24 protein-coding genes are annotated in these 22640 nt (G+C 37.4%); 13 read left to right on the forward strand and 11 right to left on the reverse strand.

Features of this window, described 5'->3' with window-relative positions:
• The first annotated feature begins 86 nt into the window (after positions 1-86).
• The 5 genes from IV512_RS13160 to IV512_RS13180 all read left to right on the forward strand — a co-directional run bounded on the left by IV512_RS13160 (position 87) and on the right by IV512_RS13180 (position 6520).
• A complete protein-coding gene (locus IV512_RS13160) occupies positions 87-1679 on the forward strand; it encodes an arylsulfatase (protein ID WP_209404098.1) in 1593 nt (530 codons plus the stop codon).
• Between the two features lie 12 nt (positions 1680-1691).
• Positions 1692-3239: a sulfatase gene (locus tag IV512_RS13165; protein WP_209404100.1), complete on the forward strand. Its 1548-nt coding sequence runs from the start codon at positions 1692-1694 to the stop codon at positions 3237-3239.
• An 89-nt stretch (positions 3240-3328) separates the two neighbouring features.
• Entirely contained in the window at positions 3329-4873 is a 1545-nt protein-coding gene (locus IV512_RS13170; protein WP_209404102.1) for a GH3 auxin-responsive promoter family protein, read from the forward strand.
• A gap of 344 nt (positions 4874-5217) precedes the next feature.
• Positions 5218-6087 carry an aldo/keto reductase gene (locus IV512_RS13175; RefSeq protein ID WP_209404104.1) on the forward strand — a complete coding sequence of 290 codons (870 nt, stop codon included), beginning with the start codon at positions 5218-5220 and terminating at the stop codon, positions 6085-6087.
• A gap of 67 nt (positions 6088-6154) precedes the next feature.
• Entirely contained in the window at positions 6155-6520 is a 366-nt protein-coding gene (locus IV512_RS13180; protein WP_245224818.1) for a DoxX family membrane protein, read from the forward strand.
• A 60-nt stretch (positions 6521-6580) separates the two neighbouring features.
• Here the strand turns inward: IV512_RS13180 and IV512_RS13185 are convergent, their stop codons facing one another.
• Positions 6581-7165: a hypothetical protein gene (locus IV512_RS13185; protein WP_209404106.1), complete on the reverse strand. Its 585-nt coding sequence runs from the start codon at positions 7163-7165 to the stop codon at positions 6581-6583.
• Between the two features lie 212 nt (positions 7166-7377).
• On the opposite strand from IV512_RS13185, the gene IV512_RS13190 reads away from it, so the two are divergent.
• Entirely contained in the window at positions 7378-8949 is a 1572-nt protein-coding gene (locus IV512_RS13190) for a hypothetical protein (protein WP_209404108.1), read from the forward strand.
• 26 nt (positions 8950-8975) lie between these two features.
• Positions 8976-10070 (forward strand): DUF748 domain-containing protein, encoded by a 1095-nt coding sequence (locus IV512_RS13195; RefSeq protein WP_209404110.1) that lies wholly within the window; start codon positions 8976-8978, stop codon positions 10068-10070.
• Between the two features lie 81 nt (positions 10071-10151).
• Here the strand turns inward: IV512_RS13195 and IV512_RS13200 are convergent, their stop codons facing one another.
• The 4 genes from IV512_RS13200 to IV512_RS13215 form a co-directional block, all read right to left on the reverse strand.
• On the reverse strand, positions 10152-11183 hold the full coding sequence (locus IV512_RS13200; protein ID WP_209404112.1) for a helix-turn-helix domain-containing protein: 1032 nt from the start codon (positions 11181-11183) through the stop codon (positions 10152-10154).
• A 208-nt stretch (positions 11184-11391) separates the two neighbouring features.
• Positions 11392-13998 (reverse strand): ATP-binding protein, encoded by a 2607-nt coding sequence (locus IV512_RS13205; RefSeq protein ID WP_209404114.1) that lies wholly within the window; start codon positions 13996-13998, stop codon positions 11392-11394.
• Between the two features lie 9 nt (positions 13999-14007).
• The gene (locus IV512_RS13210) at positions 14008-14454 is read right to left on the reverse strand and encodes a response regulator (protein ID WP_209404116.1); all 447 of its coding nucleotides are present in this window, start codon (positions 14452-14454) and stop codon (positions 14008-14010) included.
• A 12-nt stretch (positions 14455-14466) separates the two neighbouring features.
• Positions 14467-15018 (reverse strand): AraC family transcriptional regulator, encoded by a 552-nt coding sequence (locus IV512_RS13215; RefSeq protein WP_209404118.1) that lies wholly within the window; start codon positions 15016-15018, stop codon positions 14467-14469.
• A gap of 269 nt (positions 15019-15287) precedes the next feature.
• Between IV512_RS13215 and IV512_RS13220 the strand changes: the two genes are divergently transcribed.
• Together IV512_RS13220 and IV512_RS13225 are read left to right on the forward strand one after the other, a co-directional pair.
• Complete coding sequence (locus IV512_RS13220) at positions 15288-16028, forward strand: SDR family oxidoreductase (RefSeq protein WP_209404120.1); 741 nt, start codon at positions 15288-15290, stop codon at positions 16026-16028.
• A gap of 92 nt (positions 16029-16120) precedes the next feature.
• Positions 16121-16360: a Rho termination factor N-terminal domain-containing protein gene (locus IV512_RS13225; protein ID WP_209404122.1), complete on the forward strand. Its 240-nt coding sequence runs from the start codon at positions 16121-16123 to the stop codon at positions 16358-16360.
• A gap of 84 nt (positions 16361-16444) precedes the next feature.
• On the opposite strand, the gene IV512_RS13230 is transcribed toward IV512_RS13225, so the two are convergent.
• From IV512_RS13230 to IV512_RS13245, 4 genes are all read right to left on the reverse strand, one after another.
• Positions 16445-16765 carry a hypothetical protein gene (locus tag IV512_RS13230; RefSeq protein WP_209404123.1) on the reverse strand — a complete coding sequence of 107 codons (321 nt, stop codon included), beginning with the start codon at positions 16763-16765 and terminating at the stop codon, positions 16445-16447.
• A gap of 95 nt (positions 16766-16860) precedes the next feature.
• Positions 16861-17052, reverse strand: coding sequence for a hypothetical protein (locus IV512_RS13235; protein ID WP_209404125.1), 192 nt, complete (start codon positions 17050-17052; stop codon positions 16861-16863).
• 46 nt (positions 17053-17098) lie between these two features.
• Positions 17099-17260 carry a DUF1328 domain-containing protein gene (locus IV512_RS13240; protein ID WP_100869410.1) on the reverse strand — a complete coding sequence of 54 codons (162 nt, stop codon included), beginning with the start codon at positions 17258-17260 and terminating at the stop codon, positions 17099-17101.
• 293 nt (positions 17261-17553) lie between these two features.
• The gene (locus IV512_RS13245) at positions 17554-18000 is read right to left on the reverse strand and encodes a PA2169 family four-helix-bundle protein (RefSeq protein ID WP_209404127.1); all 447 of its coding nucleotides are present in this window, start codon (positions 17998-18000) and stop codon (positions 17554-17556) included.
• A gap of 234 nt (positions 18001-18234) precedes the next feature.
• Here IV512_RS13245 and IV512_RS13250 point away from each other — a divergent pair, with 234 nt between their 5' ends.
• Positions 18235-18447 (forward strand): DUF2945 domain-containing protein, encoded by a 213-nt coding sequence (locus tag IV512_RS13250; RefSeq protein ID WP_209404129.1) that lies wholly within the window; start codon positions 18235-18237, stop codon positions 18445-18447.
• Here IV512_RS13250 and IV512_RS13255 read toward each other — a convergent pair whose 3' ends face one another.
• Together IV512_RS13255 and IV512_RS13260 are read right to left on the reverse strand one after the other, a co-directional pair.
• Complete coding sequence (locus tag IV512_RS13255; RefSeq protein WP_209404131.1) at positions 18448-19539, reverse strand: DNA topoisomerase IB; 1092 nt, start codon at positions 19537-19539, stop codon at positions 18448-18450.
• 18 nt (positions 19540-19557) lie between these two features.
• Entirely contained in the window at positions 19558-19992 is a 435-nt protein-coding gene (locus tag IV512_RS13260) for a hemerythrin domain-containing protein (protein WP_209404133.1), read from the reverse strand.
• A 283-nt stretch (positions 19993-20275) separates the two neighbouring features.
• Here IV512_RS13260 and IV512_RS13265 point away from each other — a divergent pair, with 283 nt between their 5' ends.
• The 3 genes from IV512_RS13265 (at position 20276) to IV512_RS13275 (ending at position 22631) form a co-directional block, all read left to right on the forward strand.
• Positions 20276-21559, forward strand: a complete 1284-nt coding sequence (locus IV512_RS13265; protein ID WP_209404135.1) for a DUF2254 domain-containing protein — start codon at positions 20276-20278, stop codon at positions 21557-21559.
• A gap of 123 nt (positions 21560-21682) precedes the next feature.
• The gene (locus tag IV512_RS13270) at positions 21683-21886 is read left to right on the forward strand and encodes a hypothetical protein (RefSeq protein WP_209404137.1); all 204 of its coding nucleotides are present in this window, start codon (positions 21683-21685) and stop codon (positions 21884-21886) included.
• 52 nt (positions 21887-21938) lie between these two features.
• Positions 21939-22631, forward strand: a complete 693-nt coding sequence (locus IV512_RS13275; RefSeq protein WP_209404139.1) for a head GIN domain-containing protein — start codon at positions 21939-21941, stop codon at positions 22629-22631.
• The last annotated feature ends 9 nt before the right edge of the window (positions 22632-22640 follow it).

Here is a 22640-nt window from a genome sequence, read left to right on the forward strand (position 1 = left end):
TCAATGGTTTGTCAAAGAAATACGGTCGATTATGTATTTTTAACCCATACCCGTATAGAGGGTACACAAACCAAAAGCCAAAACCAATGTTCACCCACCAACTCAAAATTTACTTCGTTCTTTTCTCGGCTATCTTCATATCCTGTAAAGAACAAAAAAAAGAACCCGGTGAAACTGTTAAGAAGTCACCGAACATTATTTACATACTTACCGATGACCTTGGGTACGGTGATATTGCGGCATTCAATAGAGAAGGTAAAATACCTACCCCGCATATTGATAAGTTGGCGGCAAGTGGAATGAAATTCACCGATGCCCATACTTCTTCAGCGGTATGTACGCCGACCAGGTATGGTATATTAACAGGGCGCTATAATTGGCGTAGTCCGTTAAAAAGTGGAGTGCTCACAGGAAAATCTAAAGCCTTAATTCCAACGGAAAGAAGCACAGTCGCCTCTGTCTTGAAAAAGGCTGATTATCATACGGCATTTATTGGAAAGTGGCATCTCGGTTGGGATTGGGCCGTAAAAGACAGCACCCTAATTGAGGGTGAAGGTTGGGATGCTCGTGATTTTGACAATCTTGACTTCACTAAACCGATTACCAATGGGCCTCAAGACTTGGGTTTTGATTATTCTTATGGGCATTCTGGATCTTTAGATATGGCACCTTATGTATATGTCGAAAATGGTAAGGTTACAGCTGCCGTAGATACGGTTACCGTCGATAAAGGAAAATATACTTGGTGGCGAGAAGGGCCTACGGCAGCTGATTTTGTACATGATGATGTTACCCCTAATTTTTTCAGAAAGGCAATCGATTATGTTGAAGACCGGTCAAAAGAAAATAAATCATTCTTTCTGTATTTGGCATTACCGTCGCCACACACTCCAATTCTACCCACTAAAGAATGGTTGGGTAAAAGTGATTTAAACCCCTATGCTGATTTTGTGATGATGGTTGATGATTATGTCGGACAATTGGTTTCCACTATTGAAAACAAAGGCCTTGCAGAAAATACTATAGTAATTTTCACTAGTGATAATGGGTGCTCTCCACAGGCAAATTTCGAATTATTGGCGGAAAAAGATCATGACCCAAGCGGTAAGTATCGTGGCCATAAAGCCGATATTTATGAAGGGGGCCATCGGGTGCCATTTATTGTCAAATGGCCGAAGGAAATAGAAGCAGGTTCTGTTTCTGACAAAACAATATGCACTACCGATTTTATGGCTACTGCTGCCGATATTGCAGGAATACGGTTAAATGACAATGAAGGTGAAGACAGTTTTTCGATGCTGCCTTTATTCTTGAGTCGTGGGGAAACCGAATATCTCAGAGAGGCTACGGTTCACCATTCGATAAACGGAAGCTTCGCGATTCGAAAAAATGAATTCAAATTGATTCTTTGCCCAGGTTCTGGAGGTTGGAGTGCCCCCAAACCCAATTCAGAGGGCATAGAAAAACTACCTCCGATACAACTTTATAATTTATCTACCGACCCGGAAGAAAAGCAGAATTTATATGCCCAGCATCCTGAAAAAGTTGAAGAACTAAAGTCTTTGTTAGTGTCTTATATCGATATGGGTAGAAGTACGCCAGGCCCCAAACAAAAAAATTCAAATCTAAACCTTCAAGGTAAAACTTGGCAACAAAGAGAAGTCGTTCTGTCAAAATAAGTCAAATTAATTATGCATAAATATATATTTCTTAGTGCACTGATAATGCTCTTCTGTTGCTGCGAATCGGAAGAAGTAGAAGAGGTGCCGCCCAACATTGTCTTGTTTTTAGTAGACGATATGGGCTGGCAAGATACCTCGGTACCTTTTTATTCTGAGCGCACACCTTTCAATGACCGTTACCATACCCCAAATATGGAAAAGTTGGCGGCACAGGGCATGAAGTTTACTCAAGCCTATGCCACACCCGTCTGTTCTCCAACAAGAGTTAGCTTAATGACGGGAATGAATGCCGCTAGGCATCGGGTAACAAATTGGACGCTCCGTAAAGATTCGATTCAACCTATGGAGAAAAACCATGATTCATTAAAGTTTCCGAAATGGAATGTAAATGGATTAAGCCCTGTAGCAGGTGACCCTAAAAGTGTGCATGCCATGCCTTTGCCTCAGGCATTGCATGATATAGGCTATTACACAGTTCATGCGGGTAAAGCTCATTTAGGCGCCATCGGTACGCCCGGTGAAAATCCTTTGAATTTGGGTTTTGATATTAATATTGCCGGCCATGCCGCCGGTGCCCCGGAAAGTTACTTGGGCACTGAGAATTTCGGTAACGGCAAGAAAGGGAAAGAGATTTGGGCGGTACCCGGCTTGGAAGAATACCACGGAAAGGATATTTTTCTAACGGAAGCTATAACACAAGAAGCACTTAAATCTCTAGATTCCGTTGCTGGCACACAACAGCCATTTTTCTTGTATATGTCTCACTACGCCGTGCATACCCCGATTATGGGCGATGAGCGGTTCGTTCAGAAATATCTTGAGAAAGGATTGGATAGTACGGAGGCAAGATATGCATCTATGGTCGAGGGAATGGATAAAAGTTTGGGCGATATAATGAAATATTTAGATGAAAAGGAAATTTCAGAAAATACCGTGGTTCTGTTTATGTCTGATAATGGCGGATTAAGTGCACATGCACGAGGGGGTGAACCACATACCCATAATATGCCCTTGTCGAGTGGTAAAGGTTCAATGAGAGAGGGCGGCATTCGAGAGCCTATGTTGGTTAAATGGCCTGAAAAGATTGAACCAAATAGTACCTCTAGCTATCAAGTTATTATAGAAGATTTTTACCCGTCGATTTTAGAAATGGCTGGCATCGATAGTTTGAATACGGTTCAAAAGGTCGATGGGCAAAGCTTTGTCTCGGTACTTAAAGGTGAAAAAGAATATGAGGGGGTAAGGCCTTTGGTATGGCATTACCCTAACGAATGGGGCCCGTCAGGGCCAGGTATTGGCGCGGCAAGTGCCATTCGAAAAGGTGGTTTTAAGTTGATTTACTACCATGAGAGTCAAGAGATGGAACTTTTCAACCTTAAGGAAGATATTGGGGAAACCAAAAATTTGGTAGAGGTAGATACCTTAAGAACTAGGGAGTTGGCCCAAAACTTATCTGATTATTTAAAAGATGTAGATGCTCAAATGCCTATTCTAAAGGGTACGGACGAAAAAGTACCCTATCCTGTTGATGTTTTAAGCAAAGAATTTCAGGAATAAGATAAATTTTTCACTTCTGAGCTAAAGTCCCCATCTATGTAGCACTTCTTCGGTGCAGCGCTGTTTTAATTTTGTAAAAAAAAACAACCATGCCCATCATAGGAAATATTATTAAAGGCTTTATAGATGTTAGAGATAAACTCGCAGGTGAGAGAAATCCGGTCGAAGAACAAAACGAGGTTCTTGAAAAACTATTGACAAAGGCCCAAGATACAGCCTTCGGAAAACATTACGGCTTTGAGAAAATATTGGAATCCGATGATAGGGGCAAAATATTTTCCAGTTCGATACCTTATCATGATTATAACAAAATGCATGAAGAATGGTGGTCGAAACTTCACGAAGACAAGACCGATATTACTTGGCCCGGCACACCTGATTATTTTGCCTTAAGTTCAGGTACCACAGGTAATAGTAGTAAGCGAATTCCCGTAACCGATGATATGATTACCTCTATTCGTGATGCCGGTATCGAGCAAGTGTATGCCTTAAGTAATTTTGACTTACCTGCCGATTTTTTCGAGAAAGGTATTTTGATGCTGGGTAGTTCTACCGATTTAGAAAAAGTAGATGGTCATCAAGAGGGTGAGATTAGCGGTATTAGCGCAAGCAATATTCCTACATGGTTTCGGGGTTATTATAAGCCGGGCGAAGATATTGCGGAAATAGATGATTGGGACGAGCGCGTACAAAAAATAGCCGAAGAAGCTCAAAATTGGGATATTGGGGCCTTAAGCGGTATACCATCGTGGATGGAATTGATGTTACAAAAGGTCATAGATTATCATAATTTAAACCACATACACGAAATTTGGCCAAATTTGCAGGTTTACACTTCAGGCGGTGTCGCTTTTGGTCCGTACAAGAAGAGTTTCAATGCCTTACTTGGTCAACCTATAACGGTCATAGATACATACTTGGCTTCAGAGGGTTTTGTGGCATTTCAGGCACGCCCCGAAACTTCGGCCATGCAGTTGGTCACTAACGGAGGTATCTATTTTGAATTTGTTCCTTTCAAACCGGAATATATCGATCAAGACGGTTCGCTTATTGATGATGCTCCGGCACTACGATTATCCGAAGTAGAGAAAGATCAAGACTATGTTCTCATAATTTCTACAGTCTCTGGGGCTTGGAGGTATATTATCGGAGATACGATTGAATTTACTGATATTGAAAGGGCCGAAATAAAAATTACGGGAAGAACCAAGTTTTTTCTTAATACGGTCGGGTCTCAACTTTCTGTAAATAAGATGGATGATGCCGTGCAGCATTTAGAGGAAAAGTTTTCTATGAAAATTCCTGAGTATACACTTTGTGCCAATAGAATAGACGATGATTTTTATCATTGCTGGTATTTGGGTACAGAAGATTCAAAGGAGGATGATAAACTGGCAGAAGCACTTGACGATTTTTTAAAACAAGCCAATAAGAACTACAAGGTGGCTCGTTCAAAAGCTCTGGAAGGTGTGCGGGTAACCACCGTAAAACCCAATGCCTTTTCTGAATGGAACGGTCGAAACAAGAAGAAAGGTGGTCAAGTAAAAATGGAACGGGTGATGGGAGAAGAGAAATTTAAAGAATGGGAAGAATTTGTAGCTAATTTACAGCGTGAAACGGCTTCTAAAGTTTAGGCTTCGTCAGTATTTGAACCTACTGCTGAATACATGATTTCTAAAGGGCTTTTCATTTGGCTTGTTAAGTGCGAGTACTAGATAATTTGGAACTTTATTAGTATTTCCGTTTTGGTCTCCGGTTTAATTAAAATTAGATTGCTTTTGGTCTTACAAGTTGTGTTTCCAAAAAAAATCCTCTTAATATGACTATAGATATAATGGGTAGAAAGCTAAGTCTCCTGTAAAATGGAGAACTTTTAGTTTTTCGAGCTGAAATACAATTATTTTATAAGGGCCTTAAATCTTGCTTGGATAATTGCCAACAAAATTTTAAAATGGTGTTTAACAATAAACAGTAATCAATGGAAAAGATAAAAAATGAAACAATCGAAAATTACAGTTTGAACGATGGTAAAACCATTCCTGAAATTGGCTTTGGTACTTATGAGGCCAATGAACAAGAAGGTATAGAGAGTGTCAAGTTCGCCTTGCAAAACGGATACCGCCTGTTAGATACGGCCGCACGTTATGAAAATGAAGCAGCGGTGGGTAAGGGCATAGCGCAAAGTGGTATTGCCCGTGAAGAAATTATGCTTACGACAAAAGTTTGGAGAGATCGCTTAGGTTATGAAGAGACCAAAAAGGCTTTTGCAGAATCTCTAGAACGGTTGAATCTTGACTACGTAGACCTTTACCTGATTCATTGGCCGGCCAACGAGAAAAATTTTGGGAAAAACTGGCAAAAAGCCAATAGTGAGACATGGCGAGCTATGGAAGAACTTCAATCCGAAGGAAAAATTAAATCGCTTGGCTTAAGTAATTTTTGGCCAGAACATTTAGAACCTTTGTTGCAAACAGCTAAAATAAAACCTGCGGTGAACCAAATAGAATTTCACCCAGGGTATTGGCAGCCAGAGGTTGTTGATTTCTGTAAACAACATGATATTCGATTAGAGGCTTGGTCTCCTTTGGCAAAAGGTGCAGTCTTCAGCAATAAGACCTTGCAGGGTATAGCTGATAAGTATAACAAATCAGTCGCTCAAGTTTCTTTACGATGGATAGTTCAGAATGGTGCTATTCCCATTCCGAAATCGACTACAAAAGAAAGAGTATTGGAGAATATAGATATATTTGACTTTGAACTCAATGGTGAAGAATTGCGTATGATCAGCGAGTTGCCCAAAATGGGCTTCAGTGGCGAGTTGCCTAATGAGTGGCCAGATGTAATATGAAAAGAATAACTGATTAAACAAATAGCGGAAAGAACTGTATGGTTTTTTCCGCTTTACTTTATATATCTTGAAAAGAAGTACGTTGCACTATTTTCTTCGACTACCACTTGCCATCAGTATGTTTGGTCATGGGGCGGTACGCTTACCTAAGATCCAAGTTTTCAGTAGTTGGATGATGGAAACAATGGCCGAGTCTCTTATACCGCAGTTTCTGATTTTGCCTTTTAGCTATGCATTACCGATTATTGAATTGTTAATTGGTTTGTTCATGCTTATTGGGTTTTATGTGCGATACACATTAATGGCGGGTATAATTTTGATGTCTCTATTAATTTTAGGTAGTTGTTCTATTGAGAATTGGGGAGCGGTTGGTGCACAACTTTTGCACGCAATATACTTTGCGATTCTACTTTTATTAAATGAGAGAAAATAATGGCCGTAGTGCAAATGCTGTTTTACATTTTTTAGATAGCCTATGAAAGAGCTATATTTTTTAATCAACTTTTTCTTCTTCCACTTGTTCTTTCTCCTCTACCAAGGTCATAATCTCTTTTGGTGATAAGTAGTACTTACGAATACGGCTTTTGTATTTTTCTTCAATTTCCGCATTATCAAGAATAAAACTTTTGGTCTGTAGAATATAATCACCCATACCGTGGGAAACTGCGTAGGTATCCGCTGCACGTTCTGCTTCTTTTATATACGAACCGGAGAACGTGTATTTGAGTCCGAACCAAATAAGGTTAAGGCTGCTACGATTTCTATAATCCATAACATGACCCAACTCATGACCTAACCAGCCAATCATAATATTTTGGGGAATATCTCTAGTCAAAAAAGTTTTACCTGATATTTTAATACGTTCGCTGATTAGAATCACATATTTTCTATTTTTCCAAGATTTAAAAAGGCTCCAAAAATGAGGTTGTGCCTGCATGGTAGATTTACTTATGTTCTTTTTGAACTTGAAAGTGATTGGGGTGTCGTTAAGTTCGGGGTAATGATCAAGAGCTATTTTTACCTCCTTAATTATTGATGCTGGGGCTTTATATTGAGCTTTTAGTGCGAGAGTGGTCATAAATACTAGGATGCAGATATAGCGCATTAGATATGGGACAATGAGGGAAATACTTTTCAGAGTCTGATTTTTATACGGTTTTTTTCAATATAGTGAAATATGAACTTTTTCAAAGGCCCAAGTGCGTTCAGGTCAAACATAAATCGGAAAGCGTTATGAAATCAGCTTGTAAACAACCTAATTGTAGGTTATAACAATCAAGTTGTAGAATCATGGCAAATGCCCGATTAATACCAAAACATCCTCTAGTCATAATTACTCTAACGCTATTGTTGATAATTGTGGCCGGTTTAGCATTTGCTCATATTAAGGCGGAATCTTGGGTGGGTGATTTTTTAAATAGAAAATTACCTCCACATGTGCAATTGAGTTACCAGCAATTGAATGCCGATATTCTCTCGGGCAGTATAGAATTAAAAGAAATTGATCTACGTTTAAAAAATCGAGACTCTCTAACTGAACATTCTAACATTCAACTTAGATCGTTGAATTTAATCGACTTAAATTACTGGCATTTCTTCATGAATGAGCGTATTCAAGTCGAAGTTTTAGAACTGGATCAACCAAGGGTACACCATTATTTAGATAAGGTAGTATCGAATAAAAACAAAGAACGCCGGGGCGTAGTTTCTTTGCTAAAGACTATTGAAGTAGAAAGATTAACGGTCAAGAACGGAGAACTTACGCTGCACAACAAAGATAGTCTCACATTTAATACAAAAGATATCAATTTCGAGGTATATGATGCTGAAACCGGCCCGTCACAAATTAGAGAAAAAATACCGGTGATTTATGGGGAGTACCATCTTGCGTTGAAGGATCTCTATCTTAATCTAGGAACTTTTGAAGAACTAAATGTAGCCAACCTAAGTCTAGAAAATGGGAGATTACAAATAAATAATTTGAATTTGAATACCAAATTCAGCAAATCGGAACTTTCTAAAAAAATAAGTGTTGAACGAGATCATATCGATTTGAAAATACCGGAGACTATAGTTGATTCCATTGAAATTGGTTTTACGGGAGACACTTTATTTGTTTCTACAGGAAGCGGAAGAATTCTAAATCCGACGGCTGAAATCTATAGAGATAAATTGGTTGACGATGATTTGAAAAAGAAGCGTCTGTATAGTAGAATGCTGCGAGAACTTCCTATAGATATAGAGATTCCAGAAATTAACATTGATAACGGCAACCTTGTTTATAGTGAACTAATCACTTCAGGTGTGGCACCTGGTAGAGTTTCTTTCGATGAATTGAATGCGACAATAACCGATGTAGACAACTTATCAGATAGCCAAAAGAAAACCAAAATCAAAGCCAGCGCTCTTTTAATGAATCATGCTCCTATTGAATTAAATTGGTCATTCGACATTAATCAGCAGAATGATGCTTTTACTGCTTCAGGGGTAATCAAAGATTTTAAATCTAAAAGTGTAAATAGCTACTTGGAATCTAGTTTAAGGGCAAAGGCCAAAGGAAACATCAATAGAATGTATTTTACTATAAGTGGCGATGCTATTTCATCTTCAGGAGATATCAAAATGAATTACGAAGATTTTGAATTCGCTGTACTCAAGAAAAATCGTTTGGGAGTCAATAAGTTATTGACTTTCATCGGTAAATTGTTCATTAATGATGGTTCGAATTCCGATGAAGATGGGTTTCGATATGGTACCATCGAGGTTCAAAGAGACCCCACCAAATCATTTTTCAATTATTTATGGTTGAATGTACAAGACGGCACAGTGAATACCCTGATCGGTAAAAGCGAGAAAGAGTAGTTGAATGCTTCTAAAGCAAGTAAATTATGAAGGAAAATATAAACAAGCGTAGGCGAATAAAAAAGAAGCGATATATAGTACCTGTAACCATTATAATTTTGTTGGTAGCATTTCGGTTACTCTTGCCTTTTATAGTCAAGAACTATGTGAATAACGTTTTGGCCGATATTCCGGGGTATTACGGTCAAGTGAAAGATATTGATATTGCGCTTGTGCGAGGAGCTTATGTAATCGATAGTCTTTACCTGAACAAGGTCAATGCAGATTCTGAGGTGCCGTTTCTAAATCTTGGTGTAACAGATATTTCGGTAGAGTGGAAGTCACTTCTCAAGGGTAAAATTGTAAGTGAAATAGTAATGACCAGACCAGAATTCATTTATGTTTTCGAGGATCAACAGGGCGATAGCCTATCAGACCCTGATATTGAAGATTGGTCAAAAGCACTTACCGATTTGGTGCCCATCGATATCAACAATCTGAAAATAATCAATGGTAAAGCCGCCTTCGTCGAACTTACGGCAGACCCTACCATAGACCTTTATTTAAATGAAGTTAACCTTAATGCCACTAATCTCAGAAATGTAGTTCGAACCGAAAGAGAATTACCTTCTACCGTACATGCCACCGCTACCTCTATAGGTGAGGGAAAAGTTACGTTGGATGGAAAAATGGACCTTGTTAAAGAAATTCCTGATATGGATGCTTCCTTTTCGTTGGAGAATGCTTCTGTAACAGCCTTTAATGACTTTACAAATCATTATGCAGGAATTGATTTTGCAGAGGGAGATTTTAATTTATATAGTGAAATTGCTATTGCCGATGGTTTTTTGACCGGATATATTAAACCTTTGTTGAGAGATTCTAAACTAATTGAAAAAGAGGATAAGTTTTTTGAGAAGTTATGGGAAGGCTTCGTAGGCTTCTTCAAGTTTATCTTGAAAAATCAAGGTAATAATACATTGGCCACTAAAGTTCCTATTGAGGGTGATTTAAATCAAGTGAAATCTAAGGTGCTGCCAACGATTTTTAATTTGGTGAAGAACGCTTGGATCAGTGCTTACAAGGGTGTCGTTGATAATGAAGTTGATTTTGATGATGCTGAAAATGCCAAAAATCAATAAGGTTTTATCTTATTAAGTTATAGGTAGAAAAAAACCGGCTTCATAAACAAAGCCGGCTCTTCTTCATAGTCATTGTGCTGTTTATGCTGAGGCTGCCAATGATTTTTTGTTGTCTTGATATGTTTTGGGGCTACAGTTATATCTTCTCTTAAATATTTTCGAGAAATAACTTCTACTTGATAACCCTACGGTATAAACAATTTCTGAAATGTTCATGTCAGTAGTAGATATCAACCTTTCAGCGGTATTCAACCTTTCATTTCTTATAAAGTCTGAAACGGTTTTGCCGTGTAAAAGTTTAAAGCCTTCTTGTAATTTACTGGCAGAAAGACCACACTCTAAACAAATGGATTTAATGCTGTATTGAATCTCAGGATGTTCCTCGATTTTTCTAGAAACCTCTTTAATGCATTTAAGCTCATATTGGGTGAGCGAACCAGAGGGGTTCTGCTCGTTCTCCAAGTCAGATTTTAAATGCTCAATTTCCATAGCTAAAGTAAGGTTCAAGATACCTTCGACCAGTAATTTTTTCACAAGGCCTTCTTGTCTAATTTTTTCTATTTGTGCCAATTGCTCTCCGATACGAAGATTGTAAGTTCCAAAATATCTGATGGGTTTATCTTGTTCTTTACCATGAGAGAATAGCTGCATCATGGTCTGTTTTAAGCTGCTGGGCAAAGCGCTATCAGCATCAGCAGTGGTATCGACCGCACTGATAATACAAAGTTTGACTTTCTGATTGCTCGGAAATGAAAGTTCATTAATATGGCTTGTACCGCCCATAATTGCCGTTTGAAATTCATCTAAAAGCAGTTTATCCCGATAATCCTGAAATTTCTGATATAGATGACCCTTTAGGCAATACATGAAGTATAAGGGGTTTGAAGGAGTTGGGTCATTTGTGATTTTAGTGTCTTCGCTAAAGCAGACATCATATTGTAAGAAAGATAGACCTCCTTCAAGGGTTATGGCTGTGATGGTGCCTGTTCCGAAATCATTGTCAAATTGTAAAACACGTTCATTGCCGGCATCGCTAATAGAGCCTCCCAAAACTAGGTTGATCGAATTTAAATTTTTTTCTAATGAAAGTGAATGAAGTGAAAGCGTTCTCATGATTGTGTTGTTTTAGTGGTTGTTAATACATCACATAGATATGCACCTTTGTGATACATGCAAATATGTATCATAAGAGGCTTTAGTTTCTTACACAATTTTTAGAAACGGTTATATAATTATGTAATTAGACAGTTATTTCATTTAAAACGAACGTCTTAAAGAATTAGATTACCATAAAATAACTTAGAGGATAAATAAGGAGATGTTAACTGTAGGGAAGTAAAATGTTAAAGGTTGTACCTTTATTTGGCTCACTGGTTGCATGAATATGACCGCGGTGGTTTTCAACAATTTTTTTGCAAATAGCGAGACCTAAGCCGGTGCCGGTGTATGCGTGTTTTTCGTGAAGCCTTTCGAAAAGTTCAAATATTTTATGACTTTGCTCTTGTTCGAAACCAATACCATTATCACTAACGGTCAAGCTTAAGTATTTTGATTTAGGCAGATTCAAGCCTGATTCCAATTGCTTATGTTCCAGTATTTCGTATGCCACATTTATAATGGGCGATTCATTATGTTTCTTATATTTTAGCGCATTCGAAATTAAGTTACTAAAGAGCTGTTCTAATTGAAAACCAGTACCATGAACTGCTGGCAAATCAGGAACGGTAATTGTCGCCCCGGTTTCATCTATCCGTTCAGAAAAGTCTTCTAGAACCTTATTGAAAACTCCGTTGAGATTTATCTTTATAGGCTCGTTGATTTCTTCCGAGATGCGCGAATAAGAGAGCAGGTTTCTGATCAGTAACTGCATTCTATTAGCAGAATCTTCGATTTTATCTAAATATTTTTGCCCTTTTTCAGACAAATTATTCTTATCGAAATCAGAAAGCCGACTAATGAACATTTGAATCTTTCTTAGGGGTTCTTGCAGATCATGACTGGCCACTCGATTAAAAGACTCAAGTTCGGCATTGGTTCTTTTTAGCGCCCTGTTCTTTAATTTTAAATTCTGTTCATTTTTGGTTTTGTCGGTTATGTCACGAATGACCCCGACCATATATGACCGGCCATCCTTTTCTAAAAAATGTGCCATTGAAGACATATACTTTGTTTTACCGGTTTTCGTTTTTACCTTGTATTTGCTCTTACCTCGGCTTTTTTTCTTTAAGGTCTCTAGGTCTTTGTTCCTTAACTGTTTCGCATCGCCAGGGCTTAAGAATGAAAGAAACCTGTCGAAAGAGGGTTCGAATTCTCCGGGTTTATAGCCGAACAGACGATATGCATTGTCAGAATATTCCATTTGGCCACTGTCGATGTCTAGATTGTAGCTACCTATTCCCGCTATTCTCTCGGCATCGTTTAATATGGTGTTTTGAACTTCTAAGGCATCTTTCGATCGTCGTAATTCATTCTCAGCTGCTTTGCGTAAAGTAATATCCTGCGAAAGAACCGTAACACCGTCATCTAGCTTGGTTATTTCGTTGCAAAAAGCAAAATGTCCTCCAGGCAAATCATATTCTTGTTCCGTTTCCGCACCATCTCCGGTTTCTATTACTTTCTTATAAAGGTCAAAACTGCCGTTTTCAAATAGAAATGGATACACTTTGGAAACCAACTTACCCTCGAACTCATGCGAAGGTCGCCCCATAAGCTCCTTTATCTTCTCATTGGTGTAAATAATTTTAAAATCGATTATTTCACCATCATCGTTACGTATAGCTTGAAAATAACTTATGATATATTGAAAAGATGAAACCAAGTTTTTGAGAAAACCGGATGTTTGGGCCAGTTCATGATTTTGTGTTTCAAGCTGAGTGTTCAAGGCCAACAATTTTTGCTCAGCTTCTTTTTCTACCGTAGTATTTCGAACAGTTGTACTCACGCCGTGATTGAGTGGTGAGGCTGTGGTATGCAACCAAACTTTTTTACCATCGATGTCATAAGCGGTTTCTTTAACAAGGGTCTTGTTTTCTTCAATGGCACTTGTTAGAAAATCAACATACTCTTTATTACCAAGAAAGGGAAACACTTCGGTGAACTTCTTACCAATGGCTTGTTTAGAATTGATGTTGAAGTCTTTTTTGTCTTTTGCATTGGTATAACCAATAGTAAAATCGATTATTTTTTGAGTTTTATCTCTGACCGGTTCGTAAAAATTCACGGTGTTGTCGGTACTGTCCAAAATATTTCGTAGAAAAGCCCCGGTCGTATCCATCTGCTTTCTATCCATATTTATTTTGGTAAAAGCGAACATGAGAATGCCTAATGCGAAAAGTGCCGAGTATAAAATATGTGTGGGAGTTAGGGTTACATTTGAGTCGTAAGCATTTTTTCGAGACTTGAGCATATTATACTCCGATTCGATCATAGCTTCCTCGATGGCCATTAGACTATCACGATAGTCATCTATAGTATGTATTTTCTTTCTTAAGGTCTTCGATTGTAATATCGATCGGGCATTTTCTTTTTCAAGTGATTGTAGTTCTTCAAAGAGAAGCCGGCTAAATTCGGGTACTCTTTTAAGACGGGCGAGTTGACTTTTATTATCGCCCACCAGTAATTTTAACCTTTTAAGACTAGAATTACTCTCCTCTACATAATCTTTGATAGGTATTAAATAGGTACTGTCGCTCGTTATCAAGTACTGCACGCCTGCGGCTTGAGTACTTGAATAATTTGCGAAAAGCATATTTATTTCACTGATCGTATTCTGAGTTTGTGATACAAGTTCGGTAGACTTTCTTAGGGCTGAATTTTGCTTGAAAGAAGTATACGAAATGTAAAACAAAACGATAACCGCAAGTAGTAAAAGTAAGACGTAGGGTAATATGCCCGTTTTGGTTTTACCAACATTGCCTAGGTCAGCCATGTATATATATTATATTCTGAACAAAAAATTAGTTTTGTCCATTTCATTTTCTTCATACTGCCAATTTCGCTTAACGACTTGGGCAATAGTCTTTTTTAATTCTTCGAATTTATTGGGTTTGTTGATATAGATGTTAGCGCCATTTACGAAAGTTTCCTCAATATCTCTTTCTGAAGAAGAAGTTGAGTAAATAGCGACTACTAAATCTTTTAATTTTGGGTTGGTACGAATTTTTTTCAGACATTCGAAACCATTCATAACGGGCATATTCAAATCCAAGAATATAAGTTGTGGATGGTCGAGATCCGAATCGTTTAAAAAATTCAACAGTTCTTGTCCGTTGTGAAATTCTTGTAAGTCGGTTTCCAATTCTATTTCCTGTAAGGCATCGGCAAAAAACATTCTATCGTCTTCGTCGTCGTCTACAAGCACCACCTTCATGGGTTTAGTACTCATATGGGTATTCTTTTAAGTGTTCTTGGTTTTTCTTCTTTGTAATATTCTCAAAAAGGTTGTGGGGGTTAAACCAGTTACTTTTTTAAATTGCCCGGATAAATGGGCAACACTACTATAATCTAATTTATATGCAATCTCGGTGAGACTCATGTCTTCTTCGAGAATCAGGCGTTTGGTATACTCTATTTTTCGCAATATAATAAAATTCTCAATCGAGGTATACGTTTCCTCTGAAAACAGGTTGGATAAGTACGAATACGAATATCCTAATTTGTTTGACAGATAAACTGAAATTGTAGTTTTACGTATGTCTTCGGAATAAACCAATTCTTCGATGGCATTTTTAATATCACCAACGATGCTGTTCATACCGGCCTCAGACAAAGTAATGCCAAGTTTTCTCAACCTCTCTGTAATTTGCGCCATTATATCGCCAGAAATTTTACCATCTAGAACTAGTTGCCCTAATTCGTTGAAAGAAAAAGAGACTCCCATCCTATTTAATTGTTCAGCTACCACCTTTTGAATCAGTTCACTAGGGGTGTAGTTTAGGCGAAATTTCATGTGACAAAATAAAGTATCAAAGACCTAACTGTCAAAGATAGAAATATTAAACAATGAATTAATGACACTTTTACGTAATTGTCTAACGATATCCCTGATTTTTATTGAATATAGATAGAATTGGCCGAAATCAAAAAATGGTCGATTTGTACTTTAAGTACCTTCTTTTTTTGTAGGTATTATGGCATCAATATTATTTGTAAAACAGCTAACAAGCCGGGTCGACCCAACTTAAATTTAGAATATTATTAATTATAAAAATTATTTAAATGGATTTGGAAAATAAAGTTGTGATAATAACAGGTGCATCAAGTGGAATAGGCGAAGCGACCGCAACGAAATTGGCGGCCTTGGGCGCTAAGGTGGTACTTACGGCTCGAAGAGAAGAAAAATTGAATGAAATCAAAAAAAAGATTGAAGATAAAGGTGGTGTAGCATTGGCTATAACTGCCGATGTGACCAAGAAGGATGATTTTAAGACTTTAACGGAAAACACGCTTTCAAAATTTGGAAGAATAGATGCTATTGTGAACAATGCCGGTCTCATGCCGTTGTCGTACATCAAGAAACTAAAAACTGATGAATGGGAAACTATGGTCGATGTAAATATTAAGGGCGTATTGAACGGCGTTGCTGCTGTCTTGCCTACCATGATGGACCAAAAGTCAGGTCACATTATAAACATTTCTTCCAGTGCGGCACATCGATATTTTCCGGGCGGATCTGTTTATTGCGCGACAAAAGCGGCAGTAAAAATGTTTTCTGAAGGTCTGCGTCAAGAACTAGCTCCAAAATATGGTATTAATGTTACTTCAATTGAACCAGGTTTGGTTGATACCGAACTGATGGATACCATTACGGATGAAGATATAAAGGAAAATTTATCAGAAATGAAGAAAATGACACCTTTGGAGGCTGACGATATCGCAGAGGCTATTAGCTATGCGTTAAGTCAACCGCAAAGAGCGAACATTAACGATGTGTATATAATGCCTACTGAGCAGCAATAAAATAAACAATTAATATTTCACCTAATATTTCACCCTAGAGCCGCAACTTGATACTTATAATATCTAGGCTGCGGTTTTTTAAAATTAGTACTATGGATAGACCAAGTATAAAAAACGAAGAACAATACGAAGCCCTGAGAGAAAAAGGCTATAGTCAAGAGAAGTCGGCCCGTATTGCGAATACCGAGAATTCGGGTAAAAAAGGAGGCAAGGCAAAGCCGTATGAAAAGCGTTCAAAAGACGAGCTTTACCAACAGGCCAAAGATATTGGCATACCTGGTCGGTCTAAAATGAATAAAGAAGAATTGATATCGGCACTTCGTAATAACTAGGTTCGACCCGCTGATATGGTTAAAAAAAGGGCAACCCACAATTATAAGTTTGTTGGCTGCCCTTTTTTGATAATCAAAAGATTGCTATTCGTTCTCAACAAAATTCTCTTTAGGAATTTCTTTAAAGAATTCAGCAGTATCGACATCTGCATTAGGGCCGTAGGCCATTAGAAAAATTCCCTTGGTTTGGTCAGTGGTTTCTATCACGTACAGAATCGATAGATCTGAGGGGTTACTCATACCTTCGTAACGATGTTCTTCAACAACCTTAATCTGCTTTGGGGTATAACTTTGTTTACTTTCAGTGTCAACTAATTTTCCAGAGTCGAAGCGAAAATTTTGACTATAGCCTTTAGCCTCATACTTTCGAATTATATCTTTTTCATGCTTTGCGTAATTTTCCATGATTTTGTTTTTAAGGTTTAAAATCACAAAACGGATTCTTCAAAATTGAAAAATCCGTTTTGCACTAAAATAATTATATCGAAACTAGACTTATTCTAGTTATCGTCAACGGCATCTTCAACTTCATCTTTCATATCCTCGGCTCCTTCTTCGATGTCATCTCCGACTTCATCCATGGTATCTTCCATTTTTTCTCCAGTAGATTTTTCCTCTCTACAACTATTAAAAGCACTTAGTGAGAATACTAGGGCGAACATGGTTAAAAAATAATATGCTGATTTTTTCATTTTAATATATTTTAAAGATTAATATTAGTATAAAATAAGTGTTAGATTATATCTTTTTTCTACCCATAAATAGGGAGATAACGAACAATACTAGAAATATAAAGAATAGTATTTTTGCGATACTAGCAGCACCAGCGGCGATACCACCAAAACCGAATACTGCGGCTACTATAGCCAAAATGACGAAAATAACTGTCCAACGTAACATAATTTATCTGTTTTAGGTTAATATAAATTTTATGTATACCCCTATGGTTTTTCCTTATTGGTATGATGTAAAATTGCGAAAATCTAGTTGTTGCGTTTGACCGTATCCAATTCAAAATTGATGCATCTAGAGTGCTCTTCACTTCTTTTTTTAGAGATTGACCGTTTGTTAATAGCTTGTTATATAGTGGTTTGACATGGTGTCTGCATTCCATTGGATATTAACCTCGTTCGGGTGAAACCAAAAAAAAGCATCGGTATTTACCGATGCTTTTACTAAAATACTTATTGTATTTATGCGATATCTTCCAATTTTTTAATGTTCGTGAGACCGCTAGCAATTTTATTTTTCTGCTGTGTCAGCAAAGTCTCAGTACTTGGGGGTAAGTTCGTTTCGTCTAGAACGTCTTGATATTCATCGATGGCGGCTTTTTCACCTTTGATTGCTTCTTCTAACATTGCCTCTTCTGAGTTTGCGGCGAAAAAGTTTTTTATATCCATCCAAGAACGGTGAGCCTTACTGGCAAAACTATCGCCCTTGTCAATTTCTTGAGCAAATTGTTTTATTTCTGTTTTTAGCTCATGTCCGAAATCATATCGTTCTTGGGCCTTATTTTGAAAATATCCCTTAAGATTTTCATTCTCAACATTTTCAGCTGCTTTTTTGAAACCTCTTTCGGCGTCATAAGTTCTTTCTAGTAAAGTGTTTAACTTTTCTCCAACTTTTTCTGTATATGTCATAATTTAATGTGGATTAGAATTAGCGGCATTAGTTTAAACATATCAAACAAGGGCGGTATGCCGTATGCCAACCCATGTAATTACCCAAATTTAAGTGAGGTCAGTCTGCTTCATTTGTTCGATAACGAAAAGAATTGATGCCTTTGCGCTTATTAGCTTTAAAGCTAACATCGAAGCGAATAGGGTTCGTAATTAGTGTAATTTTTAATGAATTTGCTTAAAATCGATAATGTTATGATTAAAGAAGGAAGTATAGTAAAATGGAAATGGGGTAGCGGTACCGCTCAAGGAAAAGTGGAAGAATCCTACGCAGAAGAAATATCAAAAACGATTAAGGGCAATAAAGTTACTCGAAAAGGAGAAGAGGGTAACAAGGCGCTTTACATAAAGCAAGATGACGGCGATTATGTCTTAAAAAGTGAGAGCGAAGTTGAGCGTGTAGATTAGTTATACCTGCAATGCCGTAAGTGGATTAAAGTTTTTTATTTTCTCTAGAATAGCTTTCTCAGAAGCTGTGAAATAATCGTCACTTTCAAATTTATCGGCCTTTTCAAAAACTTCGGTCAGAGCACCATCTTTATATGACATTACGATCAGTGGGTGTACATAGTATTTTCTGCACACATTTCTGGTATTGCCCAATGCCTTTGCGGCAGCATCAAAAGCGGCAAGTATATTTTTATGGTTCTCGGTTTCATCTATAGTGGCGCCAATATCCATCAAAGTATCGAAGAATACCACGGATGCAGCCCAGGTTCTAAAATCTTTGGCAGTATACGAATGACCACTAATTCTTCTAATATATTCATTGACCATATCACTATCGATATCTTGCTTTTCCCCATTTGAATCATAAAATTTAAAAAGTTCCCAGCCTGGTATTTCTTCACATTTGCTCACAAGGTTGATGAGTTTTTTATTGCGAAGGGTAATATTATGTTCCTTACCCTTTTTGCCGGTAAAATGAAACTTGATATTGTCTTTAAAAATATTGACATGTTTTTTGCGCAAGGTGGTTAATCCGTACGACTTATTGCGACGGGCATATTGTTCATTACCAATACGAATGTGGGTTTCCTCCATAAGTTTTACGATCAGAGCCATAACCTTACTTTTTGGCCATCCCTTTTGTTGAATATCAATATCTACTTGCTTTCTGATTTTGGGAAGGGCTTCACCGAACATACCCATGCGATAGAATTTGGTCTGGTTACGAACTTTTGTCCATAAACTGTGGTATCGATATTGTTTACGTTGCTTAAGGTCTTTGCCTATAGCTTGTAGATGCCCGTTGGGCAAATGAGTGATTCGTACTTCTTGCCAAGCAGGTGGTATTACTAGTTTGTTAATACGTTCTAAATGCTGTTTTTTGGTAAGAGGCCCTGTAGGGGAGTAGTACGTGTAATCGTCCTTTAGTTTTTTTCTGGTAATCGATAATTGTTTATCGGTAACATATACTAAATCTAAATGCTCAATAGCCGTTTCGGGGGAATCTATCAACTGTTGTAACAGTTTTTTATCGATAGTTTTTACGGCCATCTGAGGAGAATATCTTATTTATCTTTCTTTAGCCATGTGGTCTTCGTAGTCCTTGGCTAAACTCTTTTTGTTTTTTTCCGATAGTACCTTGCCAGCCATTTGAAATACCTCATGTTCTTCTTCATCTAAATGGTGCTCCACTTTTTCCTGTAGATCTTTGGCTATTTTCAACCAAGCTGATGATGAATAGTCGGTCTCTTCCAATTTTTCGATAAGTTCGTCAATTTCATGATGTTCGGCAATACTATGCCTAGCTTTATCTTGAGTTTTGTCGCTATCTATCAAAGGTTTGTAGAAATATCTTTCTTCGGCATCTGCGTGAACTTCCAATTCGGTTCTTAACTTTTTGAAAATCTCATCTCTGGTCTTAGAGTCTCCAGAGGTGTCTACCAACTTCTCCAGCAAATCACGCTGAATATCATGATCGTTTCTTAGTGCTTCAAAAATATTCATGAGTCCAAATTTTTAAGGGGGTTTGAGAGATGAAAATGGCTCCGGCAACTGTAGTACGCCGAAACCATTCTCTAACAACCAACCAAACTAATTGTAATGCTTTGTATCAATGGCTCAAAAATAGAGAAGGTATACGGCTTGTTTTTGCTCAATCCGAAATTAGGTTGACTGTAAAATTTCAAGAGCCAATAAGCTGATTTTAAATAAGGTAATAATTGTTATGAAAAGGCCATCTACAAGTTATGGTTATAATTAATATTGGTCGACAACTCTATCACTAGAAATGAAAACCATTCTAAAAGTTTTAAAGCGCACTTATCGTAAAGTGCTTCAGAGTATAGCGTTCTACCCCGTAGTAATCGCAATCTTATCTGTTGTTTTGGCCATTATAGCTGTTAGGTTAGACAGTTCTGAAATTATCAAAACGTTAAAAGAAAAAATCCCTTTTTTACTTATTGAAGACTACGAAACGGCAAGATCTATGCTTTCAACTTTCATTGGGGGTATCCTTTCACTAACAGTGTTTAGTTTTACTATGGTAATGGTGGTCTTAAATCAGGCCTCTTCTAACTTTTCGCCCCGTTTGTTGCCGGGTCTTATTTCCAATAAAAGGCATCAACTGATTTTGGCATTTTATATAGGTACCCTTTTATATTGTACCATAGTGCTTATTTCTTTAGGGGCTTATGGTATTGAAACAAGTGCTTTGGGGCTATCGACAATGCTAGCAGCTTTTGCTAGCTTAATTTGCATAGGTCTCTTTGTTTATTTTATCCACAGTATTTCAAGTGCAATTCACATCCATAATATCATAGATAGTATTTATTTGCATTGCAAAAACTTCTTAAATACAGAACTTGAAAAAGACCAGGGCTCAAAGGTGGGGCTTCAACTAGTGGATACGGAAGGCTGGATAGTTCTCAACGCAACTAAGACTGGCTATTTTCGTGGTTTTGATCCTGATTTGATGAATGATGATTTAAAGGAGAAAGACAATCAGATTGAAATAATACCTTATCTAAATGAGCATATTTGGCAGGGGAGTCCCGTAATTAAGGTACGCGAGAGCCTAACCGATACAGAGAAAGAAAATCTGATTTTTTGCCTAACCATATCTTCTGATAGACATGAAAGTGATAAGGGTATCGGGGGAATGATAAAATTAATGGAAATAGCGGTGAAAGCCATGTCACCCGGTATAAACGATCCCGGAACTGCTATTGACGCTGTCACAAAACTCGGAAGTTTATTGGCGCTATTCATGCAGTTTCCTAAGATTAGTTCAGAGCCTTTTGAACAAGAAAATTTAATAATCATCAAAAACCATGTACCTGCGAAAGAACTTATGCGGATACTGATTCAACCTATAAGACTATATGCCAAACATGATAGTACGGTGATGTACGAATTGGTTAATGCACTAATCTTCATCTCTAAGCACCAAAATCTTTCGCAAGAAGATGTTGATGCGGTTCTACTTGAATTAAAAGCCATTGAAGATGGGGTTGAGAGAAATGTTGAGAACGAATATGATAAGAGGGTTCTATTAAATTTATTCGACAAATAGAAACCGTTTCTCCATGACTATTTATTTATCTTCTTATCAATTAGAATACTATTTTTTTTGAATGCACTAAGTTGAGGTATCAGATATTGATAGCTTGCGTTATTAATTTTTAAAAGATAAGATATGGCTACCAAGCAAGAAATAGACATGAAACAAGGTTCTGAAAAAACCGATTTCGTTAAAGAAGAACATGAACAACATGATAATTATATTCTGCAGAAAAATACGAAGACCAAGACTGCGACCTATATTATAATAGCTTTTCTGGTAGTTTTAGTCTTGGGTATAATTGTTTCAGCTGTATTCTTTGGAAGCCCAGAGGCTTAACCCACGACCTTTTCACCGGAGTTTTGAATAATTTTCTAAAAATAAATAGATTATGGATAATTGGAAGATGAAGCATTTTAGAATTTTTTTTCTAGCATTATTACTGTGCTCAGTTACTGCGATAGCACAAAAAACAACTATGGTACTCAATACTTTTAATGAATTAAAGGTGTTCGACAGAATTAACCTGACCTTGATAAAATCGTCTGAAAATAAAGCGATAATTACTGGGGATGATGCTGACGAAGTAAAAATCAGTAATGATAACGGACTTCTTAAAGTTAGAATGGAAGTAGATGAATTTCTAGATGGAAACGAAACTTATGTTGAACTACATTATACAGATGATTTAAGTTTAATTGATGCCAATGAAGGCTCAAAAATCACGTCTGAAAGTAATTTAGAGCATAAGTTCGTAAAGCTACGGTCGCAAGAGGGTGCTCAAATACGCACAGGCGTTGATACAAGAAATTTAGATGTCAAGGCTATTTCTGGTGGAAAAATTTGGGTGACCGGTAATGCTCCTAACCAAGAAGCATCAATACGTTCTGGTGGTGAATATCATGCAGAAGAGATGACCGCCGATCAAACGGAGGTTACTGTGTTTGCAGGAGGAAAAGCATATGTAAATTCAAAAGAATATGTTGAAGCTAACGTAACGGCTGGAGGTACAATTGAAATTTTCGGGAACCCCGAGCAAGTTGAAGAAGATAAAACTTTTGGAGGTTCAATAGTAATCAGATAATGAATTCCC

It is taken from the genome of Pseudozobellia sp. WGM2, assembly GCF_017810075.1.
In the GTDB taxonomy this organism is placed as follows: domain Bacteria; phylum Bacteroidota; class Bacteroidia; order Flavobacteriales; family Flavobacteriaceae; genus JADNYK01.